This window comes from Nitrosomonas sp. (assembly GCF_020852615.1).
Classification (GTDB): domain Bacteria; phylum Pseudomonadota; class Gammaproteobacteria; order Burkholderiales; family Nitrosomonadaceae; genus Nitrosomonas.
In genome coordinates, this window is record NZ_JADZAJ010000023.1 from 70,335 (window position 1) to 92,370 (window position 22,036).

The 22,036-nt window shown below is 49.9% G+C and carries 20 protein-coding genes; 10 read left to right on the forward strand and 10 right to left on the reverse strand.

The genetic code is table 11. The features are described 5' to 3' along the window. The first annotated feature begins 45 nt into the window (after positions 1 to 45). On the forward strand, positions 46 to 2,283 hold the full coding sequence (locus IT527_RS05330; RefSeq protein ID WP_292967417.1) for a UvrD-helicase domain-containing protein: 2,238 nt from the start codon (positions 46 to 48) through the stop codon (positions 2,281 to 2,283). A gap of 10 nt (positions 2,284 to 2,293) precedes the next feature. On the opposite strand, the gene IT527_RS05335 is transcribed toward IT527_RS05330, so the two are convergent. The 4 genes from IT527_RS05335 to IT527_RS05350 form a co-directional block, all read right to left on the reverse strand. Next, on the reverse strand, positions 2,294 to 3,076 hold the full coding sequence (locus IT527_RS05335) for a BPSS1780 family membrane protein (protein ID WP_292967419.1): 783 nt from the start codon (positions 3,074 to 3,076) through the stop codon (positions 2,294 to 2,296). Positions 3,077 to 3,220: 144 nt separating this feature from the next. Then, positions 3,221 to 4,171, reverse strand: coding sequence for a homoserine kinase (locus IT527_RS05340; RefSeq protein ID WP_292967421.1), 951 nt, complete (start codon positions 4,169 to 4,171; stop codon positions 3,221 to 3,223). An 87-nt stretch (positions 4,172 to 4,258) separates the two neighbouring features. Beyond that, positions 4,259 to 4,630, reverse strand: coding sequence for a DUF2782 domain-containing protein (locus IT527_RS05345; protein ID WP_292967423.1), 372 nt, complete (start codon positions 4,628 to 4,630; stop codon positions 4,259 to 4,261). A 61-nt stretch (positions 4,631 to 4,691) separates the two neighbouring features. Then, positions 4,692 to 5,411 (reverse strand): TIGR00730 family Rossman fold protein, encoded by a 720-nt coding sequence (locus IT527_RS05350; RefSeq protein WP_292967425.1) that lies wholly within the window; start codon positions 5,409 to 5,411, stop codon positions 4,692 to 4,694. 15 nt (positions 5,412 to 5,426) lie between these two features. Here IT527_RS05350 and polA point away from each other — a divergent pair, with 15 nt between their 5' ends. Together polA and IT527_RS05360 are read left to right on the forward strand one after the other, a co-directional pair. After that, a complete protein-coding gene (gene polA / locus IT527_RS05355) occupies positions 5,427 to 8,177 on the forward strand; it encodes a DNA polymerase I (protein ID WP_292967427.1) in 2,751 nt (916 codons plus the stop codon). Between the two features lie 143 nt (positions 8,178 to 8,320). Further along, complete coding sequence (locus IT527_RS05360; RefSeq protein WP_292967429.1) at positions 8,321 to 9,514, forward strand: fatty acid desaturase; 1,194 nt, start codon at positions 8,321 to 8,323, stop codon at positions 9,512 to 9,514. 96 nt (positions 9,515 to 9,610) lie between these two features. On the opposite strand, the gene rpmG is transcribed toward IT527_RS05360, so the two are convergent. The 3 genes from rpmG to radC all read right to left on the reverse strand — a co-directional run bounded on the left by rpmG (position 9,611) and on the right by radC (position 10,782). Next, complete coding sequence (gene rpmG / locus IT527_RS05365) at positions 9,611 to 9,766, reverse strand: 50S ribosomal protein L33 (protein WP_292967431.1); 156 nt, start codon at positions 9,764 to 9,766, stop codon at positions 9,611 to 9,613. 37 nt (positions 9,767 to 9,803) lie between these two features. Beyond that, on the reverse strand, positions 9,804 to 10,040 hold the full coding sequence (gene rpmB / locus IT527_RS05370) for a 50S ribosomal protein L28 (RefSeq protein WP_292967433.1): 237 nt from the start codon (positions 10,038 to 10,040) through the stop codon (positions 9,804 to 9,806). Positions 10,041 to 10,107: 67 nt separating this feature from the next. Next, complete coding sequence (gene radC / locus IT527_RS05375; protein WP_292967435.1) at positions 10,108 to 10,782, reverse strand: DNA repair protein RadC; 675 nt, start codon at positions 10,780 to 10,782, stop codon at positions 10,108 to 10,110. A gap of 118 nt (positions 10,783 to 10,900) precedes the next feature. Between radC and coaBC the strand changes: the two genes are divergently transcribed. The 3 genes from coaBC to IT527_RS05390 are packed head-to-tail and all read left to right on the forward strand — an operon-like array spanning position 10,901 to position 13,004. Beyond that, positions 10,901 to 12,106, forward strand: a complete 1,206-nt coding sequence (gene coaBC / locus IT527_RS05380; protein WP_292967437.1) for a bifunctional phosphopantothenoylcysteine decarboxylase/phosphopantothenate--cysteine ligase CoaBC — start codon at positions 10,901 to 10,903, stop codon at positions 12,104 to 12,106. Between the two features lie 5 nt (positions 12,107 to 12,111). Next, a complete protein-coding gene (dut, locus tag IT527_RS05385) occupies positions 12,112 to 12,561 on the forward strand; it encodes a dUTP diphosphatase (RefSeq protein ID WP_292967567.1) in 450 nt (149 codons plus the stop codon). Then, positions 12,555 to 13,004 carry a DUF192 domain-containing protein gene (locus tag IT527_RS05390; RefSeq protein ID WP_292967439.1) on the forward strand — a complete coding sequence of 150 codons (450 nt, stop codon included), beginning with the start codon at positions 12,555 to 12,557 and terminating at the stop codon, positions 13,002 to 13,004. Before dut ends, IT527_RS05390 begins: the two co-directional genes overlap by 7 nt. A 40-nt stretch (positions 13,005 to 13,044) precedes the next feature. On the opposite strand, the gene ffh is transcribed toward IT527_RS05390, so the two are convergent. Further along, a complete protein-coding gene (gene ffh, locus IT527_RS05395; RefSeq protein WP_292967441.1) occupies positions 13,045 to 14,394 on the reverse strand; it encodes a signal recognition particle protein in 1,350 nt (449 codons plus the stop codon). A gap of 162 nt (positions 14,395 to 14,556) precedes the next feature. Between ffh and ccsA the strand changes: the two genes are divergently transcribed. Both ccsA and xerD read left to right on the forward strand, forming a co-directional pair. Continuing rightward, positions 14,557 to 15,387: a cytochrome c biogenesis protein CcsA gene (gene ccsA, locus IT527_RS05400; protein ID WP_292967443.1), complete on the forward strand. Its 831-nt coding sequence runs from the start codon at positions 14,557 to 14,559 to the stop codon at positions 15,385 to 15,387. Between the two features lie 93 nt (positions 15,388 to 15,480). Next, complete coding sequence (gene xerD / locus IT527_RS05405; protein WP_292967445.1) at positions 15,481 to 16,398, forward strand: site-specific tyrosine recombinase XerD; 918 nt, start codon at positions 15,481 to 15,483, stop codon at positions 16,396 to 16,398. Between the two features lie 127 nt (positions 16,399 to 16,525). Here the strand turns inward: xerD and IT527_RS05410 are convergent, their stop codons facing one another. Further along, the gene (locus tag IT527_RS05410; RefSeq protein WP_292967447.1) at positions 16,526 to 19,099 is read right to left on the reverse strand and encodes an Rne/Rng family ribonuclease; all 2,574 of its coding nucleotides are present in this window, start codon (positions 19,097 to 19,099) and stop codon (positions 16,526 to 16,528) included. Positions 19,100 to 19,540: 441 nt separating this feature from the next. Here IT527_RS05410 and IT527_RS05415 point away from each other — a divergent pair, with 441 nt between their 5' ends. Continuing rightward, positions 19,541 to 20,572 (forward strand): RluA family pseudouridine synthase, encoded by a 1,032-nt coding sequence (locus IT527_RS05415; protein ID WP_292967449.1) that lies wholly within the window; start codon positions 19,541 to 19,543, stop codon positions 20,570 to 20,572. Between the two features lie 88 nt (positions 20,573 to 20,660). Here the strand turns inward: IT527_RS05415 and IT527_RS05420 are convergent, their stop codons facing one another. Further along, a complete protein-coding gene (locus IT527_RS05420) occupies positions 20,661 to 21,302 on the reverse strand; it encodes an arylesterase (protein ID WP_292967451.1) in 642 nt (213 codons plus the stop codon). Between IT527_RS05420 and IT527_RS05425 the strand changes: the two genes are divergently transcribed. Further along, positions 21,301 to 22,023, forward strand: coding sequence for an ABC transporter ATP-binding protein (locus IT527_RS05425; protein WP_292967453.1), 723 nt, complete (start codon positions 21,301 to 21,303; stop codon positions 22,021 to 22,023). The genes IT527_RS05420 and IT527_RS05425 overlap by 2 nt on opposite strands. Positions 22,024 to 22,036 lie beyond the last annotated feature (13 nt).

Sequence of the window (22,036 nt, forward strand, 5' to 3'; positions counted from 1 at the left end):
GCCTGCCATCACCGGCAGGCAGGATATTCGGCTGTTCCCTTCTCTATGACTGCATTACTTACTGATCTCAACCCGGAACAGCTGGAGGCCGTGACCTGGCCGCACCAGTCAGCCCTGGTGCTGGCAGGGGCGGGTAGCGGCAAAACCCGGGTGCTGACTACGCGCATCGCCTATTTGCTGCAAGCGGGCCATACTCAGCCGCAAAATATCCTGGCTGTTACTTTTACTAATAAAGCGGCTCGTGAAATGGTTGCCCGCATCGGTGCGATGTTGCCTGTTAATATTCGCAATATGTGGATTGGCACGTTTCATGGTCTGTGTCACCGTATGCTGCGGGCCCATCATGAAGATGCAGGGCTGCCGCAGGCGTTCCAGATTCTGGATATGGCGGATCAGCTGGCGGTCATTAAACGTATTCTGAAAGAACGTTCGCTGGATGAGAAAACGTTACCTCCCAGGCAACTGCAATGGTTTATCAACAATGCCAAGGAAGAAGGGTTACGGGCTTCTCAGGTCGATACACGCGGTAATTTCAACCAGATCCTGGCTGAATGTTATCAGGTATACGAAGCTGTCAGCTTTCGGGAAGGGACAGTTGATTTTGCTGAATTGCTGTTGCGCTGCTATGAGCTGCTAAGTCGCAATGAAGTTTTGCGCGATCATTATCGCAACCGGTTTGAGCACATACTGGTGGATGAATTTCAGGATACCAATCGCTTGCAGTATCAGTGGATCAAATTGCTGACAGGGTCAGGTTTACAACAGCATGCAGCCATTTTTGCCGTCGGGGATGATGATCAGAGTATCTACGCTTTCCGGGGAGCACATATTGGCAATATGCGTGATCTCGAAAAGGATTTTGGTGTATCCAAAATTATCCGGCTGGAACAAAACTACCGTTCGCATGGCAATATTCTGGATGCGGCGAATGCGCTGATCGAGAATAACAGGGGGCGCCTGGGCAAGAACCTGTGGACAGCGGCAGGAGAAGGCGAGCCGGTGCGGGTGTATTACGCTGCTACAGATATGGATGAGGCCGGTTTTATTGTCGATGAAATCAGGGCGCTGCATGCCGATGGCCTGGCCCTTTCCGATATTGCCCTGTTATACCGCTCCAACGCACAGTCACGGGTACTGGAACACAGTTTATTCAACGCCTCTGTTTCTTATCGCGTTTATGGCGGTATGCGTTTCTTTGATCGTCAGGAAGTAAAGCATGCTCTGGCTTATCTCCGGTTAATTGCATTACCGGATGATGACAATGCACTGTTGCGGATCATTAATTTCCCCCCCAGAGGAATAGGAGCGCGCACACTGGAGCAGCTGCAGGATCAGGCAAAAATGTCGGGAACCAGTCTGTGGCAGGCAGCACTGAGCGTATATGAAGGAGGAAAATCTGCAACCAGAAGCAGCCAGTCCGGAAGGGGGGTGGCGGGTTTTGTCAGTCTGGTTTTATCCCTGCAGCAGGAAACCAGGGGATTGCCACTGCCGGAAATTATCCGGCGTATGGCTGATCAGAGCGGTCTGGTGGCACATTATCAGGCTGAACGTGAAGGTGGTGAGCGACTGGATAACCTTAAGGAGTTGATTAATGCGGCGACCAGTTTTGTGCATGAATCCGAAGATGACAGTCTCACGGCTTTTCTGGCGCATGCTTCACTGGAAGGTGGTGAGCATCAGGCTGAAGGGCATCACGATGCAGTGCAGTTAATGACAGTACATGCCGCAAAAGGTCTGGAATTTCAGTCAGTTTTTATCAGCGGTTTGGAAGAAGGGCTGTTTCCTCACGAAAACAGCCGCAGTGAGCCCAATGGGCTGGAAGAGGAAAGACGCCTGATGTATGTGGCAATGACGCGTGCACGGCAGCGCTTATATCTGAGTTATGCGGACAGCCGTATGCTGCATGGGCAGATTCGTGTGAACGTGCCATCCCGGTTTGTCGATGAAATTCCTCAGGCACTTCTGAAGCGGTTGCGATCCGGTTCTTCCGGGGGAGGGTATCGCCATTCACTGTCAGGAATAACACCATCCACTTCTGATTTTACTAATACTGTTCAGGCAAATAAGAATTTGCTGACTGAGACGGCTAAAAAAATGGCTTCACGTGGGTTGAATAGTGCTGCCGGCTTTTATATTGGCCAGCAGGTATCGCACACCAGGTTCGGTACAGGCACTATTCTGAATTGCGAAGGTAATGGGGCGGATATGCGTGTTCAGGTAAATTTCCGCCAGGCTGGAACAAAATGGCTCTCGCTTGCTTACGCAAAGCTGGAAGCACTGTAGTGGCTGAAACTCAGCGCTCATCAGTCTGGTTTGATTCTTTTCTGTTTTCTTCGCTGTCTGGTGCTGAACCAGTATCTTCTTCCTGCTCATAATGGAAGATGTCCTTGTAGCTGATGTAAGCAGAAGCAAATGCGACCGGGAACCAGACAATGAAACCCAGCCCATACAGCATGGCTGAAAGTATTCCAAGAATAAACAGGATGATTGCATAAATCTGTAAAGCAAAGAGATTTCTCAGGCATGCGAAGAAACTTTTACGAATGGCAATAAGCGGGGGCATGTTCTCGAAAACGACCAGCATGGGGGCAAACCAGATTGCCATCATCAGGGGAATTGCCAGCAGCAGGGAAAGCAGGGAAGCAGATAACAGACTGCTCATCACGCCGGGCAGTTCTGTTTCATCAAACCGTTTGCCGTGCAGCCACATGCCAACTGCCGCATCTCCCCCGCGTAACATAAAAAGGCCGGTAATTAAAATATCGCCAACCAGATAGATTCCACCAATTGTAATGAGAGAGGCGGTGTATTTCTTGAAACCGTAAAACAGGTATTCCAGTTCAAGCTTTCCATTCAGGTCCAGCTGTCTGCATCCGACCATGATGCCAGCTACAAAAACAGGTGCAGTTAATATACCGACAAAACCACCCAGAAACGGGATAAGCCCCAGTGTGGTACCAATCAATAAGTAGGTGAAGCATAAGAGTATCCAGTTGAGTGGCGCCATGCGAAAAAAATAAAAACCGCTCAAGATCCACTGTAAGCCCTGTTTACCGCGTACGTATCGTGCTTCCATTCATTATTCTCCAGTAGTTTGAAGTAAACCCGAATAATCAGGATTACTCGGGGCAGATTTTCGTCAACAATCCGGTTGCCTGCAAAAACAGGCAAGAAGAACAGTTACCATCTGAAAATATGCTACATGCAACGATAGGTGATTTCAGATCTGAAAAACCGGTAATACACCTGGATGATTCAGGTGATACTCCAGAATGCGTCTAAAGTGAGCCGGATCCTTCTTATGTGTCAGCTCACCGGGGCGAGGCAAATGATAGTCATACAAACGCGATAACCAGAAACGCAATGCTCCGGCACGCAGCATGACAGGCCAGGCAGGGTATTCATCTTCTGCCAAAGGTCGAACAGCGTGATAGGCTGTTACGAGGGCATGTACACGTGTTTGATCCATTGCCCCATCGCTGCCGGTACACCAGTCATTTGCTGTAATCGCCAAATCGTAGAGCAGTGTGTCGTTACAGGCAAAGTAAAAATCAATGATTCCACCTATACCATTTGGTGTGAACAGGACGTTATCCCGGAAAAGATCCGCATGCACAATACCTTGCGGTAGATTGACCGTGGTTTGCATTGCCTGGTGCTGTAATTCCTCTTTAAGCAGATGCTGTTCGGAGGGAGGAAGGAAAGGGGTGACTGTTGCAGCAGTGGTCTGCCACCAGGCCAGCCCGCGCGGATTTTTATTCCTGCCGGCATAATTTTGTCCGGCCAGGTGCATTCTGGCGAGCATTTCGCCGACCTGCGCACATTGTTTTACCTCGACCTGCACTATTGAATTCCCCGGGAGAAAGCTTACGATGCAGGCCGGCTTGTTGTTTAGCTGCCCCAACAGGCTGTGATTCCGTGATGCAACCGGACTGGGGCAGGGAATGCGCTGCCTGGCAAGGTGTGCCATCAGATTGAGATAAAAAGGCAGCTCGGCATGCGTGAGTTTTTCAAACAGAGTGAGAATGAACTTGCCCTGTGTGGTCGTAACAAGATAGTTGGTGTTTTCAATACCAGATGAAATACCCTGCAAATCGACCAGCGTTCCCAGTGAGTAATTTTGCAGCCAGACAGCAAGCTGCTCTTTGGTAACCGGAGTAAAAACGGACATGAATGAAGCAAAAATGGTTGATTTTAGGGTTGAGTCAGCTGCTGCCAGGCAGATTTGTGCAGGCGGATACGTCCTTTGCCATTCTGTTTAGAATCGGTAAATTTGCCACATCGGAACACTGATTCCTGATTCCATGTCACCACGATGAGGTGTGCCGGCAGCACTGCGCCGGTTCAGCAGGTAGTAGGGTTTGCCGATCCGGGGAGTGATTTTGAGCATATACAGCTCACCGTTGACACGATATTCTTCGATCATCCTGTCTTTCCCCTCGTGAATCGTGATTTCCGGTTCCAGAGAGGGATCCAGTCCCAATTCCGGGGGAAGCGATGTTCCTTCATCAGCAGCAGGTTCGGGGATTTCCGGTAATGGAATCAGGTCGTCCGGCTGTTGCTGGGCTAATGCCAATGAAGACATCCAGATCAGAGTGCCGCAGAAAAGTGAAATAAATACTGATCTCATACTGATATATCTGAAAAATTGAAATAGGTTGCCGGTATCGGGCGGAATGAACGGGTCGAATCTAAAGGTTGAGCTGAATGTTGCGTTCGGCTGCAGTAGGCTCAAACCCTGATGTTTCGTAGTAACGGAAAATTGTTTCAACAACTTCAGATGGTTCATCCACTATTTGAATGAGATCAATATCTTCTTCTGAAATAAAATTCTCCTGGATAAGTACCTGCCGGAACCAGTCGATCATTCCTTTCCAGAAATCTGAGCAGACCAGAATAATTGGCATCTTGCGGGTCTTTCCTGTTTGAACGAGTGTTAACGCTTCCATCAGCTCATCCAGTGTTCCAAACCCGCCCGGCATGACAACATAGGCAGTTGCAAATTTGATGAACATATATTTGCGGGCAAAAAAATGGCGGAATGTCTGGCTGATATCCTGATAAACGTTGCGGTGCTGTTCGTGGGGAAGCTGGATATTTAATCCTACGCTGGGGGCTTTTCCATAAAAAGCGCCTTTATTGGCTGCCTCCATAATACCCGGGCCGCCACCGGAGATGACCGAAAACCCGGCATCCGACAATTGCCTTGCGATCGCTTCGGTTAACTTATAATACGGGTGTTCGGGGTGAGTTCTGGCACTGCCAAAAATACTGATGGCGGGCTGGATGCATTCGAGCCGCTCTGTCCCTTCAACAAACTCTGCCACAATACCGAGAACCCGCCATGATTCCCTGGCTGCCCAGGGTTTTTCCAGGGTGAGGGCGTCCGATAACTTTGCTTGCAAGCTCATGGGGATCCTTGTTTGATGAAAACACTTTTGCTGGTCGATGGTTCTTCCTATCTCTATCGCGCTTTTCACGCATTACCTGATTTGCGTAACCGTCTTAATGAACCGACCGGTGCTATTTATGGTGTTCTGAATATGCTGCGCCGCCTGCATAAGGAATACCGGCCAGATTATAGCGCGTGTGTGTTTGACGCAAAAGGTAAAACGTTCCGGGATGCGATTTACCCGCAATATAAAGCCCATCGCCCGCCGATGCCTGATGATCTGTCCAGGCAGATTGAGCCTTTATATGCCTGTATCCGGGCAATGGGCTGGCCACTTCTGATGGAAGAAGGTGTTGAGGCGGATGATGTGATCGGGACACTGGTGGAGCACGCTATCAGCAAACAGGCACAATGTGTGATTGCAACGGGTGATAAGGATATTGCCCAACTGGTCAGGCCGGGTATCTGGCTGGTAAATACCATGAATAATGAATCTTTGGATGAATCGGGTGTGCTGCAGAAATTTGGCGTGATGCCTGCACAGATTATCGATTTTCTGGCGCTGGTAGGGGATAGTGTTGACAATATCCCCGGTGTGGAGAAAGTGGGCCCCAAGACTGCGGCAAGATGGCTTGGCCAGTACGGCACACTGGATAATCTGATTGCGCATGCAGAAGAAATAAAGGGTGTCGCAGGTGAAAATTTGCGTAAAGCGCTGGATTGGCTGTCAGTTTCAAGAAGGCTGCTGACCATCAAATGTGATCTTCCGCTTGCTGTGGATTGGGATGATCTGATTGCGATTCCACCTGATACAGGCAAGCTGGTTGAGCTCTACGAGCAACTTGAGTTTCGGGGCTGGTTGCGTGAGCTTAAGCCATCTGCTCTGGAGAAAAATCAGGAGGCTGTATCAGATGCTTCAATCACGAATGAAGGGAATGAAGATGATCCGCCCTTATTGCCGGATGATAAAAATGAGAGCAGGCGTGATTACCGGATCATCCTGAACGAATCACAACTGGATGATTGGCTGGTGAAATGTGAATCCGCTGAACTGATCTCGATTGATACTGAGACGACCAGCCTGAATCCAATGGAAGCCAGGCTGGTCGGGGTTTCATTTTGTGCTGAATCGGGACATGCAGCTTACATACCGCTTGCTCATCATTATCAGGGGGTGCCTGCACAATTAAATCGTGAGCATGTTCTGCAAAGATTGAAACCCTGGCTGGAAAATGCGGATAAACCCAAAGTCGGACAGAATCTGAAGTATGACAGGCACGTGCTTGCCAGCCACGGTGTGATGCTGAACGGAATTGCACACGACACGCTGCTGCAATCGTATGTACTGGAATCTCATCTTTCACATGATCTGGACAGCCTGGCCAGCCGGCATTTGGGTATGCAAACCCTGACCTATGATGAAGTTACCGGTAAAGGGGCCAAACGTATCGGGTTTGATCAGGTGGAAATCGAGCGGGCAGGAGTTTATGCGGCTGAAGATGCGGATATTTCTTTACGCTTGCACCAGTATTTATTCCCGGTAATTCATAAAGATGAACATCTTTGCCGCATTTACCAGCAGATTGAAATGCCGTTGCTGGACGTTTTGTTCCGGATGGAGCGCAATGGAGTGCTGCTTGATACCCGCTTGCTGCAGGTGCAAAGTGGCGAACTGACACAGCAGCTGATCGTGCTTGAGCAGCAGGCACATTCTCTCGCTGGCCATGCTTTTAATCTGAATTCAACCAGGCAGATTCAGGAGATACTGTTCGGTCAGCATAAGTTGCCGGTGATCAAGAAAACCCCAAAAGGCGTGCCTTCCACTGATGAGGAAGTATTGCAGCAGCTGGCGCTGAATTATCCGTTACCGAAGGTTTTGCTGGATTATCGCGGGCTTGCCAAACTCAAATCAACTTATGTTGATAAGCTGCCGCAGATGGTGAATGCGCAGACCGGCCGTGTACATACTCACTATGCCCAAGCAGTTGCGGTTACCGGTCGTCTGGCGAGCAGTGATCCCAATTTGCAGAATATTCCTGTGCGTACACCGGAAGGCCGGCGTATCCGTGAAGCTTTTATTGCGCCGGATGGCTGGTTTATCGTTTCAGCAGATTATTCTCAGATTGAATTACGCATTATGGCCCATATATCCGGAGACACGGGACTGATACGGGCATTCTCTGAAGGACAGGATATCCATCGTGCTACGGCTGCTGAGGTGTTTGGTGTACCGGTTGCGCAAGTGACCCCGGAACAGCGCCGTTACGCCAAAGTTATTAATTTTGGTTTGATTTATGGTATGTCTGAATTTGGACTTGCTGCTCAATTGGGGTTGGAACGCGCTGCTGCTCGCACTTTCATTAATCGTTATTTCACACGCTACCCGGGAGTGGCGGATTATATGCAACGTACGCGAGAGCTCGCGAAGCAGAACGGGTATGTTGAAACTGTGTTGGGGAGAAGATTGCAGTTGCCTGATATTCGCAGTGGTCAGCGTAACCGCCAGATGGGAGCTGAGCGGGCGGCAATCAATGCACCGATGCAAGGTACTGCCGCTGATATTATTAAACTGGCCATGATTTCTGTGCATCGATGGCTGGCAGAAGTACAGCTTCAAAGTAAGCTGATTATGCAGGTTCACGATGAGCTGGTGCTGGAAGTGCCCGAAGCTGAGCTGTCTGTGGTTAAGGAGAATCTGCCCCGATTGATGGAAAGTGTGCTTAAACTGAATGTGCCATTAAAAATCGAAACAGGTACAGGTAAAAACTGGGATCAGGCGCATTAATTTTGACTGGTTTTTACCTGGGTGTACCGAATAGTTTTAGCGGATTAACCCTGGAAAATTGTTAATTTTCTTGACTTGTAAGTCACATCTCTTTAGATTGATTTTTTGCAAGGTTATAAACAAAAAGGAGGATAGTTATAAATATGGACATTATATCGATACTGATGACCGGTCTCGTAGATCTGCCATGGTGGGGGTATATTGTGGTGGCACTGGTGTTTACGCATATAACAATTGCCAGCATCACTATTTTTTTACATCGCTATCAGGCGCACCGGTCGCTGGAGCTGCACCCGATACCCAGTCACTTTTTCCGTTTCTGGCTGTGGCTGACTACTGGCATGGTCACCAAGGAGTGGGCAGCTGTTCACCGGAAACATCATGCAAAATGTGAAACTGTGGATGACCCGCACAGCCCGCTGGTCTACGGTATCAAAAAGGTGCTGGGAGAAGGTGCCGAGCTTTACAAAATTGAAACCAGGAATCAGGAAACACTTGACCGTTATGGGCATGGCACACCTGATGACTGGATGGAACGTAATGTCTATACCAGACATAGCGTGGCAGGCATTGCGTCCATGCTGATTATCAATGTGATTCTGTTTGGACCGATCGGGTTGACGATCTGGGCGGTACAGATGATGTGGACGCCAGTGATGGCAGCCGGAATCATAAATGGTGTTGGGCATTACTGGGGTTATCGTAATTTCCGTGCCGAGGATGCCAGCCGGAATATTGTTCCATGGGGAATTCTGATTGGTGGAGAAGAGCTGCATAACAATCATCATGCGTACCCGACTTCAGCCAGATTATCCAATAAATGGTATGAATTCGATATTGGCTGGATGTATATCCGGATATTGGAAATACTGGGGTTGGCGCATGTGAAGAAAACAGCGCCTAAATTGCAGTTGAACAAGGCCAAGACTGAATGTGATCTGGAAACACTGCAGGCCGTTATTTCTCATCGGTACGAAGTGCTGGCAAAATATACCAAATCATTAAAGATTGCATTCAAGAATGAACTGGTACATATGCAGCAGGCGGCGATTGAAAATGGTGTGGATGGCCTGACCTTGCGGAATTGGGTATTGGCTGATGCGAAAACCCTGAAAGAGGAAGAGCGTGATAAATTGGGCAGAGTGTTGAGTCATGCTCAAAAGCTGGACAAACTTTATCGTATGAGGGAAGAGCTGTCTGCGATATGGGAGCGTTCAGCTGCTACAAAAGATGAGCTGCTCAAGCAGTTGCAGGACTGGTGCCACCGTGCAGAAGAAAGTGGTATCGAGTTACTGGAAAATTTTTCCCGCAGACTGCGCAGCTACGCCATGGCTTGATAAGAGTCTCGGTAGCAACAAAATAGTATGGCAACAAAAAACCCGCTTAAAGCGGGTTTTTTGTTGCCAAGGTAAATTAAAAACAAAAAAATGTTTTTATTTGAGCTTGGTTTCTTTGTAAGTCACGTGTTTTCTTGCAACTGGATCAAACTTCTTCATCTCCAGTTTTTCCGGATTGGCACGTTTGTTTTTGGTTGTGGTGTAAAAATGACCTGTACCCGCTGTGGATTCCAGTTTTATTTTCTCGCGCATAACTATACCTTTCCCTGTTCGTTTTGCTGAGCCTTAATCAGACACGTTCTCCACGTGCGCGCATATCGGCAATGACTGCATCAATACCGTTTTTATCAATGGTGCGTAACGCGGCGTTGGAAATGCGTAAACGTACCCAGCGATTTTCGCTTTCCAGCCAAAAGCGGCGTGATTGCAGGTTTGGCAGAAAGCGGCGTTTAGTTTTGTTGTTGGCATGAGAGACATTATGACCACTCATGGGGCGCTTCCCCGTTACTTGACATACACGCGCCATGTTACAAACTCCTGTGATTAAATACTGAAGTTAAACATTATAGCTGGTATGGACATGTTTTTTCAAATCAAATCAAGCCGCGTTCAGCAAATGACACAACTTCATCACTGCCGATGACGAAGTGATCCAATACTTTTATATCCACCAGAGCAAGCGCCTGTTTGAGGGATTGTGTCAGTATTTCATCAGCTCGGCTGGGCTCAGCGGTTCCGGAAGGGTGATTATGTGCAAAAATCATGGCGGCAGCATTATGGTACAGGGCACGTTTAACGATTTCACGCGGGTAAACGCTGGCCTGTGTCAATGTGCCATTAAAAAGTTCTTCAGTAATAATCGTTCGGTGTCTGGCGTCCAGAAAAATACCGGCAAACACTTCGTATGGCTTGCTCCCCAGACTTAAGCGCAGGTAATTACGTACGGACTGGGGAGAATCCATGATGTCACCACACTTGAATTCTTCAGCCAGCGCTCGCTTTGCCATTTCCATGACAGCCTGCAGTTGCGCAAATTTTGCTGGCCCCATTCCAGGCAATGCACTGAATTCTTGCAGATTTGCGGTGCACAATTTTGTCAGGCTGCCAAAATGCAGCAATAAATTGCGGGCCAGCTCAACTGCGCTGACCCCGGTAACGCCAGTACGCAAAAAAATAGCCAGTAATTCTGCATCTGAAAGGGCAGCTGCTCCTTTCTCAATCAGTTTTTCCCGTGGGCGTTCAGCCTCCGGCCAGTCAGAAATTGCCATATTTGAACGAATCCTGTAAAAGTAATCGGTTTCCTGAATAATCAGTATGAAACGGCCATTGCGATCGAAAATGAATGGCTGCTTTGTTTTCTTAAGATAATTTTTTAATCAACTGGATATGGTTCCGGTAAATTCATTTGCGGGAAAACACCTGCTGCTGGGAGTGACTGGTGGTATTGCCGCCTACAAAGTGGCAGAACTGGTCAGGCTGCTGATGCAGGAGGGGGCAGTGGTGCAGGTTGTCATGACGAAATCAGCCCGTCGGTTTGTCGGTGCAACCACTTTCCAGGCGCTGACGGGCAGAAAGGTATTTACTGAGCTTTGGGATACTGATACGGCAAACGGCATGGCGCATATCAGCCTTTCCCGGGAAGCAGATGCAATTCTGGTTGCGCCGGCAAGTGCGGACTTCATTGCCAGAATTGCACATGGCCTGGCTGATGATTTGCTTTCCACGCTTTGCCTGGCACGAAACTGTCCCCTGCTGATCGCCCCCGCCATGAATCTGCAAATGTGGGAAAACGCCGCAACCCAGCGTAATTTGACCACCTTGCGGCAGGATGGGGTAATGGTACTCGGCCCGGACAGGGGCTATCAGGCTTGTGGTGAAACCGGGGCAGGGCGCATGCTGGAGCCGATAGATTTGCTGGCCGCAACACATCGTTTTTTTCAGCCTGAATATCTCGATGGCAAGCGGGTGCTGATTACAGCCGGACCTACGTTTGAAGCGATTGATGCGGTCAGAGGGTTGACCAATCGAAGTTCAGGGAAAATGGGGCTGGCAATGGCGCAAGCGGCACTTGAAGCCGGCGCACAGGTCACGCTGGTATGCGGTCCGGTTTGTTTGCCGTTTCCGGCTGTTCACCGGTTGATTCATATTGTCAGTGCTGGCGAGATGTTTGCTGCTGTCAAAGGCGAAGTAAGCAATTGCGATATTTTTATCAGCGTGGCTGCTGTTGCGGATTATCGTCCGGCTGAACAGCATGCTTCCAAACTGAAAAAAACTGCAAAGGATATTACGCTGACCCTGGTACCCAACCCGGATATTTTGCAATATGTGGCCAGCCTGCCCACCCCCCCGTTTTGTGTGGGATTTGCAGCAGAAACGGATACGGTTGAACGCTACGCTGAAGAAAAACGAAAAAGGAAAAAGTTGCCGCTGATTGTCGCCAATCATGCTGTTGAGGCAATTGGCTCAAATGAGAGTACGTTGACTTTGCTGGATGATGAAGGGGCACACCATTTGCCAAAAGCCGGCAAAAATATTCAAGCCGGACTGGTAATGGCACATATTGCCCGTCTTTACGATAAATACAGGGGATGATCACCATAATGAACGTTGATATCAAACTGCTCGATTCCCGGCTGAAAGACTGCTTTCCGGGTTATGCCACACCCGGTTCGGCCGGGCTGGATTTGCGTGCCTGTATTGATGAACGTACTGAGATTCATCCAGGTGAAACGCTGCTGATTCCGTCAGGAATTGCCATTCATCTGGCTGATCCCGGTTTTGCCGCCATGGTGCTGCCGCGTTCCGGCCTGGGGCATAAACACGGGATTGTGCTGGGTAATCTGGTGGGGCTGATTGATTCAGACTACCAGGGGCAAATACTGGTTTCCATCTGGAACCGGGGGCAGGCCACATTTGCGCTGGAACCACTGGAACGGATTGCGCAACTGGTTATCGTACCCGTCATTCAGGCCGGTTTTAATGTTGTGGAGGATTTTCAGCTGAGCCAGCGTGGCGAGAAAGGGTTTGGCAGTACCGGAAAATGCTGAGACTTTGCCTTGCCATACTATTATTGATGATCAGCGAACTGAATACAGCTGGTGCTGAAGATCAGCAGTTGCCAACCGTAAAACTCAGTATTCTGGAGTATACGATTACTGCCGAGCTGGCTGATACGGCATCAGCCCGTATGATCGGGTTAATGCACCGTACACACCTGCCTGAAAACAGCGGTATGTTCTTTGTTTTCCCGGTTGCCGGTATTCACTGTATGTGGATGAAAGATACGGTCATTCCTTTGGATGTGGCTTTTCTGGACGAAACGGGAAAGATTATCAATTTTGCTGAGATGGTACCCGAAACACTCACCCCGCACTGCGCGGCCAGTGCAGCCCGATATGCACTTGAGGTAAATTCCGGCTGGTTTGAAGCACGGAAAATCAGGGCGGGTGACAGGGTTGTGGCAGCCATCGGGGCAGGCGGTGCACGGTAGCACGTACGCCGCCACTCCAGGCAGTTTTTCAGAGATACGTCTACCGCATACCCGGGAGCATGCCCTTAACCGCTCTCATCATTTTTGCCATCCCTCCCTTATTCATCATCTTCATCATTTTGCGTGCCTGCTCAAATTGCACAAGCAGACGATTGACTTCCTGTACGGAAACACCGGAGCCGGCAGCAATGCGGCGTTTGCGGGATGCTTTGATAATTTCCGGTTTGGCCCGTTCCTGAGGAGTCATGGAGTTAATGATGCCTTCAGTACGATTGATGATTTTTTCATCCACATTCATGTTCTGGGCAGCCTGACTAAGCTGGTGCGGCAGTTTATCCAGCATGGCGCTCATTCCTCCCATTTTTTTCATTTGCTGGAACTGCTGCTGAAAATCGTTAAGATCAAAGCCCTTGCCTGATTTCATTTTTTTCATCAGGCGCTCGGCTTCTTTCTGATCCGAGGTGCGCTGCGCTTCTTCAATCAGCCCGAGCACATCTCCCATACCCAAGATACGGGAAGCCATGCGATCCGGATAAAACGGCTCCAGCCCGGTCAGTTTTTCAGCAACACCGGCAAATTTGATTGGTTTGCCGGTAACGTGGCGAACGGATAGTGCCGCACCGCCGCGTGCATCACCATCCAGTTTGGTGAGAATAACCCCGGTCAGCGGCAGTGCCTCAGAAAAAGCTTTGGCGGTATTGACTGCATCCTGCCCCTGCATGGCATCCACAACAAACAGTGTTTCAATCGGCTTCAGCAGTTGTTCCAGCTGACTGATCTCCTGCATCATGGCTTCGTCAATACCCAGTCGCCCGGCGGTATCGACAATCACGACATCATGATGATGTTTACGTGCAAAATCGAGGGCGGCAATACTGATTTCAGCGGGTTGCCGGCCGGTTTGTACCGGAAAGAAATCAGCGCCGGTCTGTTCGGCCAGAAGTGCCAGCTGTTCAATGGCAGCCGGGCGGTAAACGTCGCAGGATACCAGCAGTACTTTCTTTTTTTTCTGCTCCATCAGCCACTTTGCCAGTTTACCGCTGCTGGTGGTTTTACCGGCCCCCTGCAGGCCGGCCATTAAAATAACGGCGGGTGGAGCAACATTCAGATTGATCTCTGCTTTGTCTCCTCCCATGATGGCAGCCAGTTCTTCATGAACGACACCGATGAGAGCCTGGCCGGGAGAAAGTTTTTCCAGTACTTCATGACCGATGGCGCGCTGTTTGACCTGTTCAATAAATACTTTGATTGCAGGCAGGGCGACATCGGCTTCAATCAGTGCCATGCGAACTTCGCGCAGGGCTTCCTGAATATTGCTTTCAGTCAGGCGCGCTTCACCACGCAGCGTTTTAATGACACCGGAAAGTCGTTCGGTTAGATTGTCAAACATGTATGCTCCTGTAAAAACGTTACCCGCTGGCGAGATTTACGCCCTGTGTTAAACTCTGCACAAACCATCAGGCACTTCAGCCTTCAGTATTGTCTTCGGCCTTATCCGGCCGGGATGTGAAATGATGGTCATTTTGCCGATTTGTCCAGACCTGTTGCCACCATGCCCAGCATTTTAACTTATCTCAGCGCTTCACTGCTTTACGGGATTGCCGGATGGTATTTCTGGCGAGCCATGCGGATTGCTGAACCGGCTGCAGGGGAGGCTCCAGGTGTAAAACTGCAGCAATATGCAATGTTGATTCCCCTGGGAGTGCATGGTCTGGTGCTGTATCACTCTGTATTTACCGGTGAGATGTTGAGCTTTGGCATCGGGAATGCCATATCGGCAATCGTATGGCTTGCCGCGCTGATTTACTGGGTATCAGGATTTTTTTCATCATTGCGGGGGCTGCAGAATCTTATTGCCCCGATTTCCGCCATCGCAGCAATCGCCGTGCTGGTGCCGCTGCTGCTGCCTTCCATTCATCCGCTGGCGCATGCCGGAATGACCGCCTTCATCGCTCATTTGCTGGCAGCAATGCTCGCCTACAGTCTTTTCACGATTGCTGCCCTGCACGCCATACTGATGACCCTGCTGGAGCGTCGTTTGCATCATTCGGTAGTGTCTTCCATATTCATACACCTGCCTCCTCTCCTGGTGATGGAGAAAATGCTGTTTCGTCTGGTGTGGACGGGATTTATTCTGCTCAGCCTGACTCTCCTGAGTGGAGTGATATTTTCGGAAGAGTTATTCGGCCAGTCGGTTACGCTGACCCATAAAAACCTGTTTGGTTTTATTTCATGGGGGATATTTGCCGCTTTGCTGGGAGGGCGGCATCTTTACGGATGGCGTGGCCGTACTGCCATCCGCTGGCTGCTGGCTGGATTTGTTGCGCTTATTCTGTCTTATCTTGGCAGCAAATTTGTGCTGGAAATCATTCTTAATCGCTGATCAGCCGATTTGTGCGTGTACTCTCCGGGGAGATCTCCGGATAATTTACCCGTATCAACCTGAAATCCCGAGTTTCCGTCAACTATACCCTGTATGAATGCAACTGAAGCAAACGGCCGGATGCTGGATGAGTTTGCGGATGCTTTGTGGCTGGAAGATGGTTTGTCTCGCAACACATTGATCAGCTACCGGGCAGATCTGATGCGGCTGGCTGAATGGCTTGATCAGCAAAAACGGGCAAACGGGCTGTTAAATGAGGTTGCCCGGGTGGATTTGCTGGCTTTTCTGTCTGACAGAATTACCCGGGGAATGAAGGCAAGTACAGCCAGCCGGGAACTGGCCTGTATCAAGCGGTTTTACCGTTACCTGTTGCGCCAGGAAAAAATTGCCGCAGACCCGGCCTTGAATATAGACAGCCCGAAAGTTTCCCGCCATTTGCCGGTAAGTCTGGCTGAAGCTGAAGTGGAAGCATTACTGGCAGCCCCGGATATCCGGCAACCGCTCGGGTTACGCGATCGGGCCATGCTGGAAATACTTTATGCAGCCGGATTGCGTGTGTCTGAACTGATCAGTCTGACTGTTTCACAGGTTCGTCAGGATATGGGCGTGGTACGTATTTTGGGCAAGGGCAGTAAGGAGCGCCTGATTCCCCTGGGAGACGAGGCGCTGCACTGGTTTAATCTGTATTTACAAGAGGCACGCCCGGCGCTGCTGGCCGGTAAACACAGCAGCGTGCTGTTTGTTACTGCACGCGGTGATGCTATGACGCGCCAGGCGTTCTGGTATTTGATCAAACGCCATGCACAACAGGCTGGAATCATGAAGCAATTGTCACCGCATACACTTCGTCATGCTTTTGCCACCCATTTACTCAATCATGGTGCCGATTTGCGGGTGGTGCAGCTGTTACTGGGCCACAGCGACATTTCCACCACTCAAATTTACACTCATGTTGCCCGCGAGCGGTTAAGGCAGTTGCATGCCCGGCATCATCCAAGAGGAAGGCTGTAACTGCACCTTGCCGATGACAGGTGTTATCTGATTTGGGGTCCGCCACCGGGTGAGTGTGAGGCATTACTCTGCGGCATGTATTTCCTGAACAGGCAGGCACACCGCAGAGTTTTGTCCGGTGATTGCATCAATCCCTGGTTTCTACCTGTACCAGTGGTTCTGTATCACCGGCTTCAGATTTTGCCGAATGGCCGGAACGGGTGCGTGGCCTTCTGACCGGTGCCGGTGGAGCTTCTTCCGTAACCTCAGCTATTTTGTCCGGAGCTGTTTCTATCATGACCAGCCCGCTTTGAGCGAGATCCGGCAGTTCAATTACGGGACGTGGGGCTTTTTCACCGCTGCTGTTATCCACTTCGCCAGAGGCGACTGTTTCAGGGGATTCTGCAGAAATAGCCGGCTGATCTGCTGAAGCAGGGTTGATTACGGTATCCGCTTCCTGAACTGGTTCAGTGGAGGAAGATCTGTTTTTACCTTCTTCCTTTGCATCTGCAGAATTTACGCTGCTATCAGCGATCTCAATGGTTTTGGTCGCTTCAATCACCTCAATCATTTCAATTGCTGTAGTCGATCCGATGACTTCAGTTACCTCATCTCCCGCAATTTCTGCAGTCTGAGTCGCGTCAGTTTGCTCAATGATCAGGCTTGAAGCTGTTGAATTTTCCTGGTCACGATGAGAGTTGCTGCGGCGACGGCGTGAACGTCCTCGTCTATCTGACTTCTTCTCGGTGGCAGAGTCTGAAGCAGGTGCGGCTTCTCCTGCCATGATTGCGGGTGTGTTGGACTGATCGTTTCTGTGATGCTGATAATTGTTATCGCTGGTCTGATCAGCAGCATATTCAGCAGTGTGATCGGGCACCGCAGAATTTGTATCCTGTAATGATTCATCTGCAGCAGCCTGAGAATTTATCTTTGTGCGCCGATTGCGACCGCGATCACGCCTGTTGCGGCCACGTTCATTGCGGGCAGGTTTTGTTTGCGTCTCCTCTCTGGTTGGATCGGCTTCCGCCTGGCCGCTGCTTGCCGGTCTGAACAGGCTGAAGAATTTGTCCAGGAACGAGAGTTGCTCGCGAGGTTTTTCTGTGGAGACAGGGGCAGGTTGCTCCGGGTTGATACCGGTTACTGCAGCCTTGGGGCGGACAGCCTTGGGCTCCTGTGACGTGGATGGCAGTACGGACTCTTCCGTGGTTTTTTCTGCCATTTCATAACTGGGCGGTAATTCCGCTGATTTGACATCTTCATGGCGTAATCGGGTGATTGTGTAGTTGGGTGTTTCCATGTAGATGTTGGGAATCAGGATAATTCCCACTTTCAGGCGTGCTTCGAGCCGGTAAATTTCCGAGCGTTTCTCATTCAGCAGGAATGTGGCGACATCCACCGGCAACTGCACCTGCAGCATACTGGTTTGTTCTTTCATCGCTTCTTCCTGAATGATTCTGAGGATATGCAGAGCAGATGAATCGGTTCCCCGGATATGGCCTGTACCATGACAGCGGGGGCAGGGGATGTAGTTTCCTTCACCAAGAGAGGGGCGCAGGCGTTGCCGTGATAATTCGAGCAGGCCAAAGCGGGATATTTTCCCGATCTGGACACGAGCACGATCCAGACGCAGTGCCCTGAGCAGATTGGATTCCACTTCCCGCTGGTTGCGGGAAACTTCCATATCAATGAAATCCACGACCACCAGGCCACCCAGGTCGCGCAGACGTAATTGCCGGGCAATTTCTTCGGCGGCTTCAAGATTGGTGTTAAGTGCGGTAGTTTCAATATCCGAGCCACGGATAGCGCGCGCCGAGTTAACGTCGACTGAGACCAGCGCTTCGGTATGATCAATCACGATCGACCCTCCCGAAGGTAAAGTCACCTGACGGGAATAGGCAGTTTCGATCTGGTGTTCGATCTGGAAACGGGAAAACAGTGGAATATCATCCTGATAGAGTTTTAAACGGTCTACATTCGCTGGCATGACGTTGGCCATGAACTGGTATGCCTGCTCATATATTTCAGGATTGTCGATCAGGATTTCGCCAATTTCAGAATGAAAATAGTCGCGAATGGCGCGGATTACCAGACTGCTTTCCTGATAAATCAGAAAGACACCTTTGCCATTGCCGGCCGCTTCTTCAATGGCACGCCAGAGCTGTATCAGGTAATTCAGGTCCCATTGCAATTCTTCTTCATTGCGTCCGATACCTGCGGTGCGCGCAATGATGCTCATGCCTTTCGGTACTTCAAGGCTGTTAATGACTTCACGCAATTCTGCCCGTTCCTCCGCGCTGACGCGGCGTGAAATACCACCGCCTTGCGGGTTGTTTGGCATCAGGACAAGATAACGCCCTGCCAGCGAGATATAGGTTGTAAGCGCAGCACCTTTGTTGCCACGTTCATCCTTGTCAACCTGTACAATCAGCTCCTGGCCTTCACGTAACAGATCGGCCACGCGGTGGCCGGACCAGTCGGTATTTTTGTCAAAACAGGTATGGGCAATTTCCTTGTAAGGCAGAAAACCGTGACGGCCGGCGCCGTAATCGACGAAGGCAGCTTCAAGACTGGGTTCAAGGCGGGTAACAGTTGCTTTATAAATGTTACTTTTGCGCTGTTCCTTGCCTGCGGTTTCAATATCGATATCGATGAGCTTCTGCCCATCCACAATGGCAACACGCAGCTCTTCAGGCTGGGTTGCATTGAATAACATGCGTTTCATTTAGTGTCTCCCGCGCTCAGTTTACGGGTAAACCCCTCGTTCGCTGTCAGTGTGGCACCCTGATGAATTTTGTCTGGGTGCGTTTGTCGCCCGGTTTGTTGAATCACGATGCGGATGATGATTACGGTATCCTTTGAGAATAATCAATTGATAACTGTCATCCGATGTTTTGGTTGCAAAACTGACCGGATCAGAAACGGGCGAGATACAGAATCTGCGGAGAACATACCCTGTGTATCCGGGTATGAAATCAGGAACTTGGATGTGTGTATGTTGAGCGCGTAAATTAAATACCATCGCTGCTTTTTATTTGGTGAGCGACATTAACCAGCCGGAAATTGGTTTTATCCAGCTTATGAAAACGAAAATTCGGGTACATGACTTCTTGACTGACCGCGTAATCGCTTCATGGTGAAAAAACAGATTTACAGGAATTCGGGTATGAAGAGTATAGGTAAAAGCGAAGTACCCGGTAAAGAGAAAATTATGCGGGGCATTATATCGGAACATGCGGCAGTTAAACAGATTGATGAAGGTTCTGAAGGTCAGCGTATCGATAATTTTCTTATCAAACTGCTTAAGGGAATACCCAGGCGTCATATTTATCAACTACTTCGCAGTGGTCAGGTACGAGTCAACAGTAAACGCATTGATGCAAGTTATCGTCTGCAGCTCGATGACAAAGTACGTATTCCGCCTGTTATCAGGCCGGCCAGTCCGATATCCATGCAAAAAACATATCGGGCAGATCATTTTGATGTCCTTTATCAGGATGATCAGCTGCTGGTGATCAATAAACCGGCCGGGACTGCGGTCCACGGAGGTAGCGGGATCAGCCATGGTGTAATCGAGCAGTTGCGCCGGCAACATCCGGACTGGAAGTTTCTGGAACTGGTGCATCGTCTGGATCGTGAAACTTCCGGCATTCTGCTGCTGGCGCGGAAACGCCAATCTCTGCTGGATTTGCACAGGCAGATTCGTGAAGGTACAGTGGAAAAGTATTATTTGGCACTGGTGCGTGGCAGATGGAAAAACCCGGTGCAGCATGTCCGCCTGCCGCTGAATAAGTATCTGACTGCGGAAGGAGAAAGGCGCGTCGCTGTTGCCTCGGATAAAAATAACCGGGATAAGGCACAGCAGGCACATACATTATTTACATTGCAGCAGGCCTGGGAAGATTTCAGTCTGCTCCGCGCCGAACTCAAAACCGGCCGTACACACCAGATCCGCGTACATCTGGCACATTTGGGTTTTCCTATTGCAGGTGACGATAAATATGGTGATTTCGGGCTGAATAAACAGCTGCAAAAAGATGCCGGGGATGGTCTGGTGTTAAGGCGCATGTTTTTACATGCGACAGTATTGGTCTGTACTCACCCGGTAACGGGTAATGTTTTGCGCCTGGAAGCACCTTTGCCGGATGAATTGCGCGTGTTTTTGAGAAATCTGGATTTGAACGCCAGCCAGCCTTGAGAATTCTGAGGCCGAGCCCGGACTGCCTGTTTCAGAAGCGCATTTTTAGGGGAGGCTTATTTCTGTACTGATTTATCTGGCCGGCGCATTACTGGTGACGGGTGCCCCCTGATTTCAATACTTCAGTCAATGCAGGCCAGATATTGTCCAGTATCTTTTCCTGGGCCCGAATAGCGGGATGTATCCCGTCGGCCTGAAAGAATTCAGGCCGATCGCCAAAACCCGCCATTAAAAATGGCACCAGCTGTAATTGCTGGTTTTGCGCCAGATGCGGGTAGATATCACGAAACTTTTGTGTATAACTTATGCCATAATTCGGCGGCAGTTGCATACCGACCAGTAATGGAGTGGCATTGTACCGTTTGCAGATCAGGATAATGGCTTCCAGGTTTTCGTAAATGGAAGGGATTGAACGACCCTGAAGACCGTCATTTGCTCCCAGCGCAACAATAACGATATCGGGTACATGATCCTTGAGTGCCTGCTCAATCCGGTTACGTCCACCTAAAGTAATCTCTCCGCTGATGCTGATATTGATTACGCTATCATCGGGAGACCGGCTTTGTAATCGCTGTTCAAGCAAATCCACCCAGCCAGTACCCGGTGGCAGCCCGTATCCTGCGGACAGGCTGTCTCCCAGCACCATGATACGGGTGCCGGTTTCCGGCCAGGCGGGTTTGAATGAGAAAATACAAAATAAACAAAATATGACAGACAGTAATTTTTTCATGGCAAATCAACACCCCGCTGAACAATCGGTTTCTGCTTGTGCAAGTAACCAGCCTATCATACAGGTCAGTCATTTAACCAGAGAGGTTGATACCGGCGAGATCCGGCTGACTATCCTGCAGGATATCAATTTCCAGGTTGATGCCGGAGAATCGATTGCGGTAGTGGGGGCATCCGGTTCCGGAAAGTCAACACTGCTTGGTTTGCTGGCAGGGCTGGATGTGCCAACCCGGGGAACAGTTTTTCTCGATGGCACAGATATTTTTAAGCTGGATGAGGATGAGCGGGCCGGTTTACGTGGCAGATTGCTTGGGTTTATGTTTCAGTCGTTCCAGTTGCTGCCTTCGCTGACCGCTCTTGAAAATGTCATGCTGCCGCTGGAATTGTCTGGTGCTGATAATACCTATGCCCATGATATTGCACAGTCCTGGCTTGTGCGGGTAGGGCTGGAAAAGCGGATCAGGCATTATCCCAGACAACTTTCCGGGGGGGAGCAGCAGCGTGTGGCGATTGCCCGTGCTTTTGTCACACATCCCAAAATGCTGTTTGCTGATGAGCCGACTGGTAATCTGGATGCGGCAACCGGAGCTCAGATCATTGATCTGATGTTCACTATCAATCGGGAGCAGGGGACAACGCTTGTCCTGGTAACACATGATGAAAAACTTTCTGCCCGCTGCTCTCGTGTTATCAAGCTGGTTGCCGGCCGGGCGGCTGATTGACCCGGCTTTGATT